Below are 17,606 nucleotides of genomic sequence, written 5' to 3' on the forward strand. Positions count from 1 at the left end.
CCGTTACCGTCTTTGATGGTTACAGTGTGAGTACCGTTGCCGTTGTCTTTAACATCGGCTTCAGCGTTCTTACCGTCAGCACCGGTTGCACCAGTTGCGCCGGTATCGCCTTTGGCACCAGTTGCACCGTCTTTAATGATGGTAGTAGTGGTGTTACCGTTACCGTCTTTGATGGTTACAGTGTGAGTACCGTTGCCGTTGTCTTTAACATCGGCTTCAGCGTTCTTACCGTCTTTAATGATAGTAGTAGTGGTATTACCTTCGCCATCAGTGATAGTTACAGTGTGAGTACCATCGCCGTTGTCTTTAACGTCGGCTTTAGCATTCTTACCATCTACACCGTCTTTACCGTCTTTAACGATGGTAGTAGTGACTGAACCGGTCTCAAGATCAGTAATAGTGATTGTATGGGTACCGTCACCATTATCTACAACTTCACCTGTGATGCTGCCACCTTTTTCACCAGTGTCACCTTTATCGCCTTTGTCGCCTTTAGCGCCGGCTGCGCCAGTGTCACCTTTGTCGCCTTTAGCGCCGGCTGCGCCAGTAGCACCGTCTTTACCATCTTTACCGTTTTTACCGTCTTTAACGATGGTAGTAGTGACTGAGCCATCACCTAGATTAGTAATAGTGATGGTATGGGTACCGTCACCATTATCTACAACTTCACCTGTGATGCTGTCGCCTTTGTCGCCTTTAGCGCCGGCTGCGCCAGTGTCACCTTTGTCGCCTTTAGCGCCGGCTGCACCAGTGTCACCTTTATCACCTTTGTCGCCTTTAGCGCCGGCTGCACCAGTATCACCTTTGTCGCCTTTAGCACCGGCTGCGCCAGTGTCACCTTTATCGCCTTTGTCGCCTTTAGCGCCAGCTGCACCAGTATCACCTTTGTCGCCTTTAGCGCCGGCTGCACCAGTGTCACCTTTGTCGCCTTTGTCGCCTTTAGCACCGGCTGCACCAGTGTCGCCTTTGTCGCCTTTGTCGCCTTTAGCGCCGGCTGCACCAGTGTCACCTTTGTCACCTTTGTCGCCTTTAGCGCCGGCTGCACCAGTGTCACCTTTGTCGCCTTTGTCGCCTTTAGCACCGGCTGCACCAGTGTCGCCTTTGTCGCCTTTGTCGCCTTTAGCGCCGGCTGCACCAGTGTCACCTTTGTCACCTTTGTCGCCTTTAGCGCCGGCTGCACCAGTGTCACCTTTGTCGCCTTTAGCGCCGGTTGCACCAGTGTCACCTTTTTCGCCAGTAGCACCGTCTTTAAGGATGGTAGTAGTGGTATTACCGTTACCGTCTTTGATGGTTACAGTGTGAGTACCGTTGCCGTTGTCTTTAACGTCGGCTTCAGCGTTCTTACCGTCTTTAACGATAGTAGTAGTGGTATTACCTTCGCCATCAGTGATGGTTACAGTGTGAGTACCATCGCCGTTGTCTTTAACGTCGGCTTTAGCATTCTTACCATCTACACCGTCTTTACCGTCTTTAACGATGGTAGTAGTGACTGTACCGGTCTCAAGATCAGTAATAGTGATTGTATGGGTACCGTCACCATTATCTACAACTTCACCTGTGATGCTGCCACCTTTTTCACCAGTGTCACCTTTTTCACCAGTGTCACCTTTATCGCCTTTGTCGCCTTTAGCGCCGGCTGCGCCAGTGTCACCTTTGTCGCCTTTAGCGCCAGCTACGCCAGTGTCACCTTTATCGCCTTTGTCGCCTTTAGCGCCGGCTGCGCCAGTGTCACCTTTGTCGCCTTTAGCGCCGGCTGCACCAGTGTCACCTTTGTCGCCTTTAGCGCCGGCTGCACCAGTGTCACCTTTATCGCCTTTGTCGCCTTTAGCGCCGGCTGCGCCAGTGTCACCTTTGTCGCCTTTAGCGCCGGCTGCACCAGTGTCACCTTTAGCGCCGGCTGCGCCAGTGTCACCTTTGTCGCCTTTAGCGCCGGCTGCACCAGTGTCACCTTTGTCGCCTTTAGCGCCAGCTGCACCAGTGTCACCTTTAGCGCCAGCTGCACCAGTGTCACCTTTGTCGCCTTTAGCGCCGGCTGCGCCAGTGTCACCTTTATCGCCTTTGTCGCCTTTAGGGCCAGCAGGACCGGTATCGCCTTTTTCGCCTTTAGGACCAGTAGCGCCGGTTGCACCAGTAGAACCGCCACCGATTACGCTCAGGGTGTACTCGTTAGTGCCGTTTGAGGTCATTGTCAAACCGTTACCGGCGATCAGTTTCAGAGTGTTATTGGCATTTGATTTAGGATCGTATTTGTATGTACCTTCAGCTGGTGAGCTACCGCTACCATTATGGCCTGAGAATACAAACGGATTCAGGTTTTCGATGCGGTTTGCAACAGCGTACAATTGAGAGCCGTTGATTGCATCGGTAGAAGTTGCAGAGATACGACCTGCAGCAACGTTTTGGATTTGACGTTCGTTACCTGCAGAACCTACAGACAATACTGCGCCATTGCCCAAACCGCTGGTTGCACCTGCGAAGCCGCTGTAAGTGTAGCTGCCAACAGTAGCAGTGTTAGTAGGTACGAAGTTGCTGGTTGTAGAACCGTTACCCAAAGCTACGCTGTTTTCGATAGTAGATTTAGCTTCTGTACCCAAAGCCAGAGTGTTTTTAGCTGTTGCTTGAGCACCGTTACCCAGAGCAGTTGCATATTCACCGCCATTAGCTTGAGCACCACGGCCCAATGCAATTGCTTGTTTAGAAGCAGCGTTACTTTGTACGCCCAAAGCTACTGAGTATTTACCAGTTGCTGTAGCAGCAGGACCGAATGCTGCAGCAGAAGTACCGTCAGCTACGGAACCACGACCGATTGCTACGTCAGAACCTTGTTTGGCTTGAGCGTCGCCACCCAATGCTACCGCGCCGTTTGCCAGAGCTTTAGAGCGCTCACCGATGGCTGTTGCTACGATACCGGTTGCTTGAGCTTCTGTACCGATTGCCATTGCCGAACCGGCATTATTTACTACGCCGTCGCCATCAGCGCCAGTAGAAGTACCGTCAGCTGTAGCAGAATGACCTACGGCAACGTCAGCAGCTTGCTTAGCAGTTGCACCGTTACCTTGAGCGATAGAGTTATTGCCAGCAGCTTTAGATTGAGTACCCAAAGCGATAGAGTTGTTACCGATTGCTTTAGCAGCAGAACCTGCTTTATTACCGAAATTACCATCCATCGCACCGCCAATAGCTACAGAATTTTCACCTGTTGCTTGAGCAGATGCACCACCAGCAAATGAGCCTGTGCCATTAGCTTGAGACAACACGCCGATAGCGGTAGCACGGTGAGCAGTTGATTCAGCATAAGCACCGACACCAATTGCGTTATCACCTCTAGAAACTGATTTAGTACCGACAGCAATGGAGTTATTGTTAGACGCAGTGGCAGTTTGACCCACAGCAATAGAGTTAGACTGAGCAGCAGTAGCGTTAGAACCTACAGCAATTGCAGCTTCTTTATTGGCTTGCGCATATGGACCAACTGCAACTGTCAGATTACCTTCTGCTTTTGTATATGAACCAACGCCGACAGCTTGAATACCTGACGCATTTGCGCTAGTACCTGCTGCAATCGCGTGGTCTTGGCTTGCCACAGTATCTTTACCGACAGCAATAGCATTGGTCCAAGCACCATGAGCGTTGTTACCAATAGCGATAGAATCTTGTTTTTCAGCGTTTGCATGCGTACCTACAGCAACTGCAGCAGCATTTGCATTGGAGTTATCACCAATAGCTGTTGCAAATTGTGCACCAGCATTTGCACGGTTACCGAATGCACTTGCGGAGTCTTGAGTAGCAGTTGCACGGTTACCTACTGCAGTCGCACGAATTTGAGTTGCTTGGGCTACATTACCGATTGCAACAGAAGCTTCACCACTTGCAACAGAGCTTACACCCATTGCAGTCGATGCACCGCCGGTTGCGATATTGTTATTACCTACTGCCAATGCTGCGTTTGCAGTCGCAGTATTGTTCGCACCGTAAGCGATAGTGCCATCTTGACTGCTGGCAGTATTTTGATAACCCACTACAACAGAGTTGACACCAACGTTTCTGTTAGAACCGTTGTAAGTACCATCAGGAGTAATGTCTACTGCACTACCTCCCAATCTTACAGCGGCCTCTACTCCGCTAGATGCCATCAAAGCACCTGCAGCAACCACCGCAGCAGCTACGGCTTTACGCTTGTCAGAAGCGGATTTTTTGCCGTGTGCATGGCTGATTTCGGAAACCGCGGTCCATGTCTGGGTCGCGTGGTTCCAAATGACTTTAAAGACTTTATTCATATCGATTTTCCTGTAAGGGGTTTGATTTCTTTTGGGACGTGTTGCTCGGCTGTAAACCGCCTGTCCACACATTTGCCGCATTTCAGAGTTTCCCCTTTATGCGGTTTCATGCCGTAATCTCCTGTATGCAATTCCCGTGCCAAAAGTCTCCACTCGGCCGAATGGCAGCTAAATTCCTGTTTTATGGGATTTTATGCTGATACATTTTGGGAAGCTTGTGAAGTTTGGGAAACGATGTGCCGTTTTTTGTCAGCTTGTTTCTTAACCAGTCACTTTTTGTCAGCTTCTTTCAATGCATTCGGAATCCTTGTCCAAATTTTATATGCGTTTGGTTTCGTAAATCAACTCTTCCGATAAAGTGTTATTTTTTCGCCCTCAACGGTCATGCTGGTTAGATTTACTTGTTGCTTTTTTTAAACGCTTTTTTATAATTATATGATTTTTATTGAAATTTTCAAACAATAATGATTATTAAATAATATGTTAACAGGATAGTTATTTTAGTGATAGATTTAGATGTCAGCTTTTATTTAGAGAATTAATGAGATTTGTATTGAAGGTTGATTTGAATCATGTGATGGGTTTATACAGTCTGTTTTCAGACGGCCTTTAACGTTTTCTAACATTTAAATGGCGGCTTAATGATGCGAATTGATGCGTTATTGAGCCGCTAAATAGTATAAAAAAGGCAAGTGTAAAACTTGCCTTTACGTTTGGAATCGGTCTGTTTTCTATGGTGTAACACCATGCCGTATTTCAGACGGCCTTACCAACGGAATGTTTGGGTCACGCCTGCGGAAGCGCCGTTGTTTCCGGCATAGCCGTAGCCGCCGGTATGGCTGGAGGCGCAGGCGGTGAGTGTGGCGAGGGTCAGGATGAGGAGGATGTGTTTCATGTTTTTTCTCTGAGTGGGTTGGTTTTAGACTTGGGACGTTTTGTTGCCGTATGAATCGGAATAGATATGGCTTTGTTGCTTTGTCTTGATTTAATGTATTGAAAAAGGCCGTCTGAAATCGGTTTTCAGACGACCTTTATTTTATATCAGCTTATCAGTGGCGGAAATGGCGAATACCCGTTACTACCATCGCAATACCGTGTTCGTCCGCTGCGTCGAAGACTTCTTGGTCGCGCATGGAGCCTGCGGGATGGATGATGGCTTTGATGCCCTGCTCGGCAATGACATCTACGCCGTCGCGAAATGGGAAGAAGGCATCGGAAGCGGCACAGGCGCCGTTTAAGTCTAAGCCTGCGTCCTGCGCTTTGCGGGCGGCGATGCGGGTGCTGTCCACGCGGCTCATTTGGCCTGCGCCGATGCCGTAGGTTTGGCCGCCTTTGCCGAAGACGATGGCGTTGGATTTGACGTATTTGGCGACGTTCCAGACGAACATCAGGTCATTCCATTCTTGCTCGGTCGGTTGGCGTTTGGAGACGACTTTCAAATCGGCGCGGTTGAGGCGGTGGATGTCGGGGGTTTGTACCAATAGTCCGCCGCCGACGCGTTTGAGTTCAAAGCGGTTGGCACCTGCTTCGAGCGGCACTTCCAATACGCGCACGTTTTTCTTGGCGGCGGCGATTTCGAGGGCTTCGGCGGTGAACTTCGGCGCCATAAGGACTTCCATAAATTGGTTGTCGGTAATTTGTTTGACGGTTGCGCCGTCCACTTCGCGGTTGAAGGCGATGATGCCGCCGAATGCGCTGGTGGTGTCGGTGGCGTAGGCGAGTTTGTAGGCATCCAAGGTATTGGAGGCGATGGCTACGCCGCACGGATTGGCGTGTTTCACGATCACGCAGGCCGGCGCGTCAAAAGATTTAACGGCTTCCCATGCGGCATCGGCATCGGCGATGTTGTTGTACGACAATTCTTTGCCTTGCAGTTGTTTGTAGGCAGAAAGGCTGCCTGCGGCGGGGTAAATATCGCGGTAGAACGCGGCGCGTTGGTGCGGGTTTTCGCCGTAGCGCATGTCTTGCACTTTAATCCAGCTTTGGTTGAACTGGCTTGGGAATTCGCCGATTTGTGGCTGACCGCTCAAGACGTCGTCTGAAAGCGAGGTCAGGTAGTTGGAAATCATGCCGTCGTATTGGGCGGTGTGGCTGAATGCTTTGCGTGAGAGGTTGAAACGGGTTTTGTCGCTCAAGGCGCCGTTGTTGGCTTCGAGTTCGGCGGCGATGGCAGGGAAATCGGCTGTGTCGGTAACGATGGCGACGTGTTTCCAGTTTTTCGCGGCAGAGCGCACCATGGTCGGGCCGCCGATGTCGATGTTTTCAATCGCGTCTTCCAGTGTGCAGTTTGGTTTGGCAATGGTGGCGGCGAAGGGGTAGAGGTTGACGCACACTAAATCGATATTGCCGATGCCGTGTTCTTCCATCTTGGCGACGTGTTCGTCCAAATCGCGGCGGCCGAGGATGCCGCCGTGGATTTTCGGATGCAGGGTTTTCACGCGGCCGTCGAGCATTTCGGGAAAACCGGTATAGTCGGCAACTTCGATAACGGGAACACCTGCATCAGCCAAGAGCTTTGCTGTACCGCCGGTGGAGAGGATTTCTACACCGAGCTTGGTCAGGGTTTGGGCAAATTCGACTGCGCCTGTCTTGTCGGACAGGCTGATCAGGGCGCGTTTGATGGAAGACATGAGATTTCCTTTGTTGAAGGTTTAATCGATATGGGATGAATTTTCAGGGCGGTATTATCCGCTATTTTCGCCTTTTTGGCAGTAGGTTTTTATAGATATTGTTGACAATTTTATTGTAAAAGGCCGTCTGAAACTCGGTTTCAGACGGCCTGATGTTTTTGACTATTTAAATCCCATTTTCTTCGCCACGCATACTGCGCCTGCCATGCCTGCGCATAAGGGCATGAGCAAGGCAACGGGGGCGTAGGTGAGTTCTAAAACAAAGACGATGGCCGTCAGGGGCATTTTGAGGGAAACGCCGAGGAAAACGGCGGCGCCGACAACGGCCGCGCTTTCGGAGGACATGGCAGGAAAGAAAGTATTCCACGCGGCTGCGGCGGCAAAGGCAATGGTGCTGCCGAGCATCATGGACGGGGTAATCAGGCCGCCGTATGCACCTGCCGCCAGCGCCATCAAGACGACCAGCCATTTGACGGCGGTCAGCTCAAGGCTGTGTTGCCAGTCGGTCAATCCGCCAAAGGTCAGTTGGTTGCCTGCTTTGCCGTTGCCCAAAATTTCGGGAAACCAAACGGAAATCGCGCCAATGAGTGCAAACATACAGACGGCCAAGGGAATGATTTTGATGTTGTCGCGCTTGATGAAGGGGAACTTTTGGGCAGTACGCTGGAAAAAGACGGCGGTTGCGCCCAGTACTGGGCCGATGATGACGGAAAACCAAAGTAATGATGTGTTGATGGAAAGGTTAGCCGGATGATATTGCTGCACGTCGCCCAAGCCGATGCGCGCGACGGCAGTGGCGATGACGGAAGTCAGCAATGCGGCGGCGACGGCTTGCTGAGTCCATAAGCCCAGCATGGCTTCGAGGATAAAAAGTGTGGAGGCGAGCGGCACGTTATACACGGCTGCCAAACCTGCACCCGAGGCGCAAGCAATGACCAGCCTTGTGTCGTCTTCGCTCAACCCGAAACGGTTGACGCCTACTGAAGCAAAGGCAGCAGTCATTTCGCGCGGCGCAACTTCGCGGCCGAGCGGCGAGCCAAGCCCGACGGTAATGATTTGCAACAGAGCATGACTGACGGTTTCAAAAAACGGAAAACCGGCGAGCGGATTTTTAACCACAGCTTTAATGCTCGGTTGCGGCCTGCCGTAGCGTTTGAGCAACCACCACCCCAAGCCGACCACCGCGCCGCAAAAGGCCATCACTCCGATACGCCGCGCAGGACTTGCCTGCGATACGCCCTCTCGGAATGAAACGTATAGGCCGTCTGAACCGTAACCGTAGGCAAGATGTTGAATTGTATGCATGATTTCGGTTAATACAATGCCGACTATGCCGCCGATAATGCCGGTAATGATGAGGGCGGCCCAAAGTTTATGCGTTTCTTTCACGGGATTTGACTTGAGGTAGTAGTGGTTTGATCAAAGCGTTTTTCGAGGGAACTATTGTCCGCCCAAGGGATAGTTTTTGGGGGCGACGTGGGTTTTGCCGTTATAAGGGAAAATATATTTCTGATTTTTATAATTTTTCTTTCCTGATACGCCGCTGAGTTTTGCAGTCAGCGCCCATACGCCGGATACGGCAGGACGGCTTTTGTCAAAAGCAATTTTGGCTTCCAGACTGGTATATCTGTCTTTGCAGAGGCGTTTTTCACGCCCTTTCAATTCATCGCAATCGCCAAAATATGCGCCGTTATCGTTACCGCTGATCATGACGCTGTTGCGGATTCGGTTGCTATCATCGGTAAACAGGAAGTTTTGCGAAGTCGTCGTGTCGCCTTGGCCTGTATAACTTGATTCGGCAACATAGCCCCAGTTTTGTGCGCCCACCTGAACAAACTTCCATTCCTTATTCTCCGGCGGCTCGCCCCATGCGCCGATTTTATCTTTTCCGTGCTGTTTGATTGCCCACTTGCCGTCTGTTTTCTCCAAAACAAACAATTCTGCCAGACCGGAAGAAACATGAGCGTCCTGTTTTACTTTTTGTTCCATATCGTAGGCAAAACCTGTGTACAACACATAGCGCGCGGCTTTGCCGTTGCGCGTTACGGTATGATCGGCAACAGGTTTCATGCAATACATAATGTTGTCAGATGCTGTCTCACTGTCTTTCGGCGGCTTGGCGAGCTGGCATTTGTGCGCGGCAAGCGGTCGGTTGTAATACTTGGCAATGACGGCCTGTACAGCGGCTTTGTCGTTATCGGGTGCAGCCGACGTCAAAATAGGGCAGGCAAGCAAAAGCAGGGAGATAATGCGTTTCATAGAAATTTTCCCAAAATGTTTTATTGAAAAAAGTACTGCTTACTTCAGGCCGTCTGAAACCGTTTTCAGACGGCCTTTTTGCGTTTGTTGCTGACACGCGCCAACATACCGGCGACAAAAGTGGACGCAATAACGACGGTAATGCCCATCGCAGACATAGCACTTAAATGTTCGCCCAAAATTAACACCGCCATGATAACGCCAATGACAGGCTCAAGCGAAATCAGCAGGCCGGAGACGTTGGCAGGGACTTTGTTCATGCCTTTGTTCCACAACAGATAGGCAAGCCAGCTGCAACCGATCCCCATATACAAAATCGACAGCGTACCGCCCCACGACCAATTGATTTGATAGCTGTCTGCCAACACCAGCGAAAACGGCAGACACAACACCGCCGCCACCACCATAGAAGCCGCGGTAAATGCAGGCGCACCGATGCGGGCAATCATCTGCTGGCTCGGTCGTATCACGCCTGCAAAACCCAATCCCGCAAGCAAAATCAGCAAACAGCCGAACCAATCAATCGTACCACCCTCTTCCGCGCCGCCCATTACCATCATGCCCACGCCGGCAAACGCCGCCGCGCCGCAAATCCAGTGGTAAATTTTCGCTTTGTCGCTGAAAAAGAAATGACCGACAAAAACCACCAGCAAGGGTTCCAGCCCAACCATGGTAATCGCGCTGGCAGCAGACGTGTATTTCAAACCGATAAACTGAAGCATCAAAACGACAACGTAGTTGACAAAGGAAATCCATAACAACGGCTTCCACTCGCTCCGCGGAATCCTTCCCAAATGACGGCGGCACGACGGCAGCACCATCAACGCGGCAATCAACAACCGTGCCTCAACCATCAGCGCAGGGTCGATCATCTCGTAAGAATACTTGGCAGCGATAAAAGAGCTGCCCCAAATCAGCAGGGCAAGTATTTGATAGAACATGGTCCGACCTTTTAAAAAGGGTTAATCGTTTCTTCTCTATATTTATTATTCAGACGGCCTGGAGGGTTGGCCTTTTTTATTTTGTCTGCGTCAGCGAATCCAAAAAGTCGAAGAGTTTGGCATTCATTTCACTGAAATCCGCCGCTTCGATTTTATCCGGATGCTGGACATAAGTTTGGGCTTGGCTTTGTTCGGCCACATTTTCGCGTCCGTCCGCCGCAATCAGCAGCCCGACGGCTTCACGGTCAAACTCCAAATGAGCCTGGAAGGCATAATGTTTGGGCGCAAAACGGATAATCTGGCGCGGACAGCCTTTGCTGGTTGCCAACACAACCGCCTCATCCGTCAAACCGGGCATATCGCCGTGCCAATGGCCGGTATTCAGGGTTTTGCCCAACAGGGAAACATGGGCATCCGCCAAACCTTCCGCCGTCAGCTCAATCGGATAAATGCCGATTTCACGCTCAGGGCTGCGCGTGTGGCGCGCGCCGTAGGCAACGGATAAAAGCTGCGCACCCAAACACACGCCGACAATATATTTATCCGCCGCCATCGCCTGACGCATCAGGCGCAGCTCGGATTGGGGGTCGTAATACGGGAATGCCTGCCTGTCTTCATCAGGCGATTGCGGCCCGCCCATCACAATCAAAAAATCTATATCGTCCACATTGTCAGGCAGGGCTTCACATTCGTACACTTTGGTTGCACTGATGTTATGTCCGCGCCATTGCGCCCATTTCAAATATGCGCCCGGCACTTCAAATGCCTCGTGCAGGATGAAATGGATATTTAATTTATTCGGATTTTGCATTGTTATTTCTCCTTCGACCGTCAGGACGGATTGCCCTGCCGTATTACAGCATACCGTGCTGTTGTAATTTTTTACGCAGGGTATTGCGGTTCAAACCCAAAATAACGGCCGCTTTAGACTGGTTGCCGCCGCATTGCTCCATCACGCAGGCAAGCATCGGCTTTTCCACTTGATGCAATACCATATCATACACGCCGCAAGGTTCCGTACCATCCAAGTCTTTGAAGTATTGTCGTAAGTTTTGTTCAATACATTGCGCAATGTCAGTCGTCGTTTGATTCATCGTGATTGTCTTTCTTTAGATTTGTTTTTAGATGATGAGTCCGTCTGAACATTCAGACGGCGTTTATTTAATTTGATTGAGAAATTTACTCTATTCAATTCTTATTTTTTATCAAAATCTTATACTGCAATAGATTTCTGTAATTTACTATCCCAAAATGCCCGCCATATCCCGTTTTCTTGAGCCAGATAGATAACAAATTCATTATTGGCATGATCGGCAACGTAACGAATGGAATACGGTTTTTCTTCACAATTGACTATCCAAACATGAAATTTCCGTGCTTTTTCCCAAGATTGGCGGTTATATCCTATTTCTTGATACGCTCTAGGAATAGGCGATTGAGCCTCTTTTTCCAGAGAGGTTTGAACCTGATTATCCCATGCGTTCAAACTCTGCAGGATTTCCATACATTGAGCTTCATCCCCTGAGGTAAAATACAGCAGGATATTATGCGCTCCCTCACTTAACTCCAGCTCAACCGTATTACCCTGCTCGTCATAATGCCCTTCATCATTGACCAGCCGACGAGTGGCATCAGCCAATTCCTGTTCCCAATCCACATGTTCGAAACGATTGCGCGGAAACATGGAATCAGCTTGATGCTTTTTAGAAAATATACGTTTAATCAACTGAAACATAGGGTTTCCTGAAACCATCTCCTCACACAACCTACTCCTCAAAGCAAGTAATCTTACCAACCTTTTCTCCGTCAGGTTCGATTTCTGCTACATTATCTCCATATTTATTACCCCAAAAGAAACGCCCGTTCTCCTCATACAAAGGCTTGCCCAGAACATACCAAGCCTTATCCAAACTATCACTGGGACGGATGGTTTCGCATGTTGCTTTATCCTTACCTGCACTCAGCATACAAGCATCATGTTGACGACAATCAGGATTCATGCACCTGCCCTTGTCTTCATTCCAATAGCGATCCATTAATTTACAGGCTATCAGATTGTAGTCATAAGCATAAATACCAAATCCTGTCAGCAACAGCGCGGCTATGCCGAAGCGTTTGAACCGTGAGGTCAATTTCATATTTACTTCCCAAAAAGAAAAAGGCCGTCTGAAACCCTTTAGCCTTCCCGATAGCGGCATACCCAGCGGTCGGTTTTTTCTGAAAGCGTCTCAAAATAGGCGGCAAGGGTGTCGTATTGTGCTGCGGCGCTGTCCAAGCGGTTGATGTCCCGGCGTGTTTGTTCGCCGTCGGGCATTTCGTCGATGTACCAGCCGATGTGTTTTCGGGCGATGCGTACTCCGGCAATTTCTCCATAAAATTCATACATAGCGCGGATGTGGTTCAAAATGGTGGCGTTGCATTCTGCCAAGCTTAAGGCCGGCGGTAAAACGCCGTGTTCTGCATAATGTTTTAAATCACGGAAGAGCCACGGCTTGCCTTGTGCGCCGCGCCCTATCATGATGCCGTCGGCAGCGGTTTGCTTGAGGACGGCGGCGGCTTTTTGCGGCGAAGTAATATCGCCGTTGACCCAAACGGGGATGTTCAGACGGCCTTTGGTTTCGGCAATCAGTTCGTAACGCGCTTCGCCTTTGTACATCTGTGTGCGGGTGCGGCCGTGGATGGCAAGGGCTGCGATGCCTGATTCTTCGGCGATTTTGGCAATGGTCGGCAAGTTTTGATGTTCGTCGTGCCAGCCCAAACGGGTTTTTAGGGTAACGGGTACGTCCACCGCGTTGACAACGGCTTCCAAGATTTCGGCAACCAAAGGCTCGTTTTGCATTAATGCGCTGCCTGCCTGCACATTACAGACTTTTTTGGCCGGGCAGCCCATATTGATGTCAATCACCTGCGCGCCCAAGCCGACGTTATACCGCGCGGCTTCCGCCATCTGCTGCGGATCGCTGCCGGCAATCTGCACGGCCACCACTCCGCCCTCGCCTTCAAAATCGCTGCGGCGCAAAGTTTTTTTGGTATGGCGCAAGCTCGGATCGCTGGTCAGCATTTCGCATACCGCCCACCCTGCGCCAAACTCGCGGCAAATCCGGCGGAACGGTTTGTCCGTAATGCCTGCCATGGGGGCAAGTGCGATAGGATTGTCAATGAAATAGCCGCCGATGTGCATGATATTTGCGCCGAATTGAAAGGGCTGAAATTGTACAATTTTTAAGCAACTTTTCCAATCGTATTTACATGTTGCACAATGAAAAAGGCCGTCTGAAACTGAGTTTCAGACGGCCTTTTCAGCCAAAACATTTAAATAAACAACATGACAACCATCCGCACTGCGTCCTGAATCATGGCAATAATCGGCCAAATCAGTTTGGCCAGCAGGCCGGTAAACAACAGGATCAGGATAATCCATGTGCCGTATGGCTCGATTTTACGGAACTGCATGGACTGTTTGGCGTTGAGAAAGGTATCGATAAAAATACCGCCGTCCCAAGGCAATATCGGAATCAGGCTGAATGCGACCCAAATCGAGTTCACCATCACGCCGTAACCGGCCATCTGCGCCAAGGGCGCTTGATAAGACTCAGGCACATACGCAGCAAGTACGACGACAAAGCCCCAAAAGAACGCCAAAATCAGATTGGCTATCGGCCCCGAAATCGACACCCAACGCCACGCGCGGCGCGGATCACGGAAATTGCGCGAATCAATGGGCATAGGACGCGCCCAACCAAACAAAAAACTGCCTATCATCAGACACACCAGCGGCACGACAATCGTACCGACAGGGTCGATGTGCGGCAGCGGATTGAGGGTCAAACGCCCAAGCTGCTCGCCGGTATGGTCGCCCCAATACCGCGCCGTATAACCGCGTGCCACTTCGCGCACGGTAATGGCCAACAACACGGGCAATACTGCCAGCAGAAATACGCCTAAATCAAAATTTGCAAACATGGTTTTCCTTATCAAACATGCCGTCTGAAAACAAAAAATATCCTTTCAGACGGCCTGAGGCTTTAATCTTCTTCTGTCTTATCCGAATCGAAAGACTCTTTCAGCTCTTCCCAAGTAATGCCCTTACCTTGCGGATTTAGTTTGAAGACTGGTTCACTATAAAGTAATGGCGAATATCTTTAATAAAAGACCTGTCATGCTGAAATTTAACACGCAGTACCAATTCCATAAAGGTTTTCAAACAGTATGATTCATTGCTTCTCGCAATCATACCCAATTCGAGCACCCCATTTATTTCAAGCCTAAAGGCCGTCTGAAACTTCAAATCCAGTTTCAGACGGCCTTTGATTTCCTATTTAAAATGCCTCAGCTGTTTTACAGGCTGTAATACATTTCAAATTCCAGCGGATGCGGCGCCATGCGGATGCGGCGGACATCTTCCTCTTTAAAGGCAATGTAGCTGTCGATCCAGTCTTTGCTGAACACGCCGCCGCGCAGGAGGAATTCGTGGTCGGCTTTGAGGGCGGCCAATGCTTCTTCCAAAGAAGCGCAAACGGTTGGCACCAATGCATCTTCTTCCGGAGGCAGGTCGTACAGGTTTTTATCGGCAGGATCGCCCGGATGGATTTTGTTTTGAATACCGTCCAAACCGGCCATTAACAAAGCGGCAAATGCCAAGTATGGGTTGGCGGTCGGATCAGGGAAACGCGCTTCGATGCGGCGTGCTTTGCTGCTGTTCACAGACGGAATGCGGATGGAAGCGGAACGGTTTTTGGCGGAATATGCCAGTTTGGTCGGCGCTTCAAAGTGCGGCACGAGGCGTTTGTAGGAGTTGGTGGACGGATTGGTAATCGCGTTCAGGGCTTTGGCGTGTTTGATGATGCCGCCGATGTAATAAAGGGCGGTATCGGATAAACCGGCATAGCCGTCGCCTGAGAACAGGTTTTGACCGTCTTTCCAAATGGATTGGTGAACGTGCATACCGCTGCCGTTGTCGCCCATGATGGGTTTGGGCATAAATGTGGCGGTTTTGCCGAAGTTGTGGGCAACGTTTTGAATCACGTATTTCATGTCTTGGGTTTGGTCGGCGCGTTTGACCAAAGTGGCAAAGCGGGTGCCGATTTCCATTTGGCTGCCGGTACCGACTTCGGCGTGATGAACTTCCACTTCGATGCCGAGTTCTTCCAAAACATTGACCATGGCAGAACGCAGGTCTTGGCCGCAATCAATCGGCGCAACAGGTGCGTAACCGCCTTTGACGATTGGGCGATGGCCGGTGTTTTGACCGTCCATGTGCAGGCCGCTTGACCATGCGCCGCTTTCGGAAGTGATTTCGTAACGGGTTTTGTGCATGTCGGTTTCAAATTCTACGCCGTCAAAAACGAAGAATTCAGGCTCGGGGCCGAAATAGGCGGTGTCGCCGATACCGGAAGATTTCAAATAGGCTTCGGCGCGGCGTGCGATAGAGCGAGGGTCGCGGTCATAGCCTTGGCCGTCAGCCGGATCGATGACATCGCAGGTGAGGACGACGGTGGTGTCGTCGTAGAAGGGGTCGATGAAGGCAGTTGCGGGGTCGGGGCGCAACTGCATGTCGGATGCCTGAATGCCTTTCCAGCCGCCGATGGACGAGCCGTCAAACGCCTGACCGTTTTCAAACCACTCTTCAGGGTCGTCGAGGACGATGCGGGCGGGGATGGTGAAGTGGTGCTGCTTGCCTTTGGTATCGGTAAAGCGCAAATCTACGAAGCGGGCTTCGCTTTCTTCAATCAGTTTTACAGCGTCTTTGATGGACATCTTCAGCTCCTGAGGGATTGGGTTTAATTTGTTATTCTATCACGGTAAGGCCGTCTGAAATACATCAGGGCACCCGTTTTTACGCAATGAAATATAGTTTCAGACTGTTTGATTGTCAACAATTTTACATTACGCTTTCTTAACATAAAGACCGCTATAATAAGCACTCTTTTCTTTTGTTTTTTCAGACCCATTTTATGAACAACACTCCGCGTTACGCCGTTTTCGGCAATCCCGTTGCACACAGTAAATCGCCGCAAATCCATCAGCAATTTGCGCTGCAGGAAGGCGCGGCCATTGAATATGGGCGCATTTGTGCCGAAATCGGCGGTTTTGCCGAGGCTGTTGCGGCGTTTCGTGCCGAGGGCGGGCAAGGTGCGAATATAACTGTTCCGTTCAAGCAGGAAGCTTTTGCGCTGGCAGACGAACATTCCGACCGCGCCTTGGCTGCCGGCGCGGTCAATACGCTGGTGTGGTTGGAAGACGGCAGAATACGTGGCGACAATACCGATGGTATTGGTTTGGCCAACGACATCACGCAGGTCAAAAACATTGCCATCGAAGACAAAACCATTTTGCTTTTGGGTGCAGGCGGCGCCGTGCGCGGCGTGATTCCGGTTTTGAAAGAACACCGCCCTGCCCGTATCGTTATTGCCAACCGTACTCATGCCAAAGCCGAGGAATTGGCGCAGCTTTTCGGTATTGAAGCCGTCTCGATAGCAGATTTGAACGGCGGTTTTGATATCATCATCAACGGCACGTCCGGCGGCTTGAGCGGTCAGCTTCCTGCCGTCAGCCCTGAAATTTTCCGCAACTGCCGCCTTGCCTACGATATGGTTTACGGCGACGCGGCGCAGGCGTTTTTGAACTTTGCCCAAAACAACGGCGCGGCCGAAGTTTCAGACGGCCTGGGCATGCTGGTCGGTCAGGCTGCCGCCTCTTACCATATTTGGCGCGGATTTACGCCCGATATCCGCCCTGTTATCGAATACATGAAAGCCCTGTAACCATGTTCCGCATCATCAAATGGCTGATTGCCCTGCCCATCGGCATCTTCATCTTCTTCAACGCTTATGTGTACGGCAACATCATTACCTACCGCGCCGTCGCGCCCAGCAAAACCGCCTTCATGTCCATGCGCATGAGCCAGTTTGCAAAAGAAGGCCGCGATGTCGAGCTGGATTACCGCTGGGTGCCTTACGACCAAATCTCCGTCAACCTCAAAAAAGCCCTGATTGCTTCCGAAGACGCTAACTTTGCCGAACACAGCGGCTTTGACTGGAACGGCATCAAATACGCCATGAAACGCAATAAGCAAAGCGGCGAAGTCAAAGCCGGCGGTTCGACCATCAGCCAGCAACTGGCAAAAAACCTGTTTCTCAACGAAAGCCGCAGCTACATCCGCAAAGGCGAAGAAGCGGCAATTACCGCGATGATGGAAGCCGTTACCGACAAAGACCGCATTTTTGAGCTGTATCTGAACTCAATCGAATGGCACTACGGCGTATTCGGCGCGGAAGCTGCGTCCCAGTATTTCTACAAGAAACCTGCCTCCGCCCTCACCCGCCAACAAGCCGCCAAACTCACGGCGCGCGTTCCGGCTCCGCTGTTTTACGCAGACCACCCTAAGAGCAAACGGATGCACAACAAAACCAATATCATCTTACGCCGGATGGGTTCGGCAGAATTGCCCGAAAGCGATATGGATTAATTAAAAAGGCCGTCTGAACATTTCAGACGGC

The 17,606-nt window shown here is 50.7% G+C and carries 15 protein-coding genes and 1 pseudogene; 2 read left to right on the forward strand and 14 right to left on the reverse strand.

Features of this window, described 5'->3' with window-relative positions; genetic code table 11:
- The 14 genes and pseudogenes from ACTHSA_RS10355 to glnA form a co-directional block, all read right to left on the reverse strand.
- A partial coding sequence (locus ACTHSA_RS10355; RefSeq protein WP_440378890.1) for a collagen-flanked surface repeat-containing protein occupies positions 1-3,584 on the reverse strand: 3,584 nt, incomplete at its 3' end.
- A gap of 48 nt (positions 3,585-3,632) precedes the next feature.
- Positions 3,633-4,358, reverse strand: a pseudogene (locus tag ACTHSA_RS10360) (ESPR-type extended signal peptide-containing protein); the annotation flags it as partial.
- A gap of 685 nt (positions 4,359-5,043) precedes the next feature.
- The gene (locus ACTHSA_RS10365; protein WP_256388401.1) at positions 5,044-5,172 is read right to left on the reverse strand and encodes a hypothetical protein; all 129 of its coding nucleotides are present in this window, start codon (positions 5,170-5,172) and stop codon (positions 5,044-5,046) included.
- A 154-nt stretch (positions 5,173-5,326) separates the two neighbouring features.
- A complete protein-coding gene (gene purH, locus ACTHSA_RS10370; RefSeq protein WP_440378887.1) occupies positions 5,327-6,907 on the reverse strand; it encodes a bifunctional phosphoribosylaminoimidazolecarboxamide formyltransferase/IMP cyclohydrolase in 1,581 nt (526 codons plus the stop codon).
- Positions 6,908-7,069: 162 nt separating this feature from the next.
- Positions 7,070-8,296, reverse strand: a complete 1,227-nt coding sequence (locus ACTHSA_RS10375) for a chloride channel protein (protein ID WP_440378888.1) — start codon at positions 8,294-8,296, stop codon at positions 7,070-7,072.
- A gap of 51 nt (positions 8,297-8,347) precedes the next feature.
- The gene (locus ACTHSA_RS10380; protein WP_107737404.1) at positions 8,348-9,166 is read right to left on the reverse strand and encodes a hypothetical protein; all 819 of its coding nucleotides are present in this window, start codon (positions 9,164-9,166) and stop codon (positions 8,348-8,350) included.
- A gap of 65 nt (positions 9,167-9,231) precedes the next feature.
- The gene (locus ACTHSA_RS10385; protein ID WP_440367913.1) at positions 9,232-10,107 is read right to left on the reverse strand and encodes a DMT family transporter; all 876 of its coding nucleotides are present in this window, start codon (positions 10,105-10,107) and stop codon (positions 9,232-9,234) included.
- A gap of 76 nt (positions 10,108-10,183) precedes the next feature.
- On the reverse strand, positions 10,184-10,918 hold the full coding sequence (locus tag ACTHSA_RS10390; RefSeq protein WP_440367912.1) for a glutamine amidotransferase-related protein: 735 nt from the start codon (positions 10,916-10,918) through the stop codon (positions 10,184-10,186).
- 43 nt (positions 10,919-10,961) lie between these two features.
- Positions 10,962-11,201 carry a Fis family transcriptional regulator gene (locus tag ACTHSA_RS10395; RefSeq protein WP_003684241.1) on the reverse strand — a complete coding sequence of 80 codons (240 nt, stop codon included), beginning with the start codon at positions 11,199-11,201 and terminating at the stop codon, positions 10,962-10,964.
- 119 nt (positions 11,202-11,320) lie between these two features.
- Complete coding sequence (locus ACTHSA_RS10400; protein WP_070625044.1) at positions 11,321-11,842, reverse strand: hypothetical protein; 522 nt, start codon at positions 11,840-11,842, stop codon at positions 11,321-11,323.
- Positions 11,843-11,873: 31 nt separating this feature from the next.
- Positions 11,874-12,245 (reverse strand): toxin, encoded by a 372-nt coding sequence (locus tag ACTHSA_RS10405; protein ID WP_070625045.1) that lies wholly within the window; start codon positions 12,243-12,245, stop codon positions 11,874-11,876.
- A gap of 38 nt (positions 12,246-12,283) precedes the next feature.
- Positions 12,284-13,288 (reverse strand): tRNA dihydrouridine synthase DusB, encoded by a 1,005-nt coding sequence (gene dusB, locus ACTHSA_RS10410; protein ID WP_070625046.1) that lies wholly within the window; start codon positions 13,286-13,288, stop codon positions 12,284-12,286.
- Between the two features lie 131 nt (positions 13,289-13,419).
- Complete coding sequence (locus ACTHSA_RS10415) at positions 13,420-14,070, reverse strand: site-2 protease family protein (protein WP_004518789.1); 651 nt, start codon at positions 14,068-14,070, stop codon at positions 13,420-13,422.
- Between the two features lie 375 nt (positions 14,071-14,445).
- Positions 14,446-15,864, reverse strand: a complete 1,419-nt coding sequence (gene glnA, locus ACTHSA_RS10420; protein WP_070625047.1) for a type I glutamate--ammonia ligase — start codon at positions 15,862-15,864, stop codon at positions 14,446-14,448.
- Between the two features lie 197 nt (positions 15,865-16,061).
- Between glnA and aroE the strand changes: the two genes are divergently transcribed.
- Together aroE and mtgA are read left to right on the forward strand one after the other, a co-directional pair.
- Positions 16,062-16,871: a shikimate dehydrogenase gene (gene aroE / locus ACTHSA_RS10425; RefSeq protein ID WP_070625048.1), complete on the forward strand. Its 810-nt coding sequence runs from the start codon at positions 16,062-16,064 to the stop codon at positions 16,869-16,871.
- A 2-nt stretch (positions 16,872-16,873) separates the two neighbouring features.
- Positions 16,874-17,575 carry a monofunctional biosynthetic peptidoglycan transglycosylase gene (gene mtgA / locus ACTHSA_RS10430; RefSeq protein WP_003684244.1) on the forward strand — a complete coding sequence of 234 codons (702 nt, stop codon included), beginning with the start codon at positions 16,874-16,876 and terminating at the stop codon, positions 17,573-17,575.
- Positions 17,576-17,606 lie beyond the last annotated feature (31 nt).

Source organism: Neisseria sp. P0008.S002 (genome assembly GCF_051962805.1).
Lineage (GTDB): Bacteria > Pseudomonadota > Gammaproteobacteria > Burkholderiales > Neisseriaceae > Neisseria > Neisseria perflava.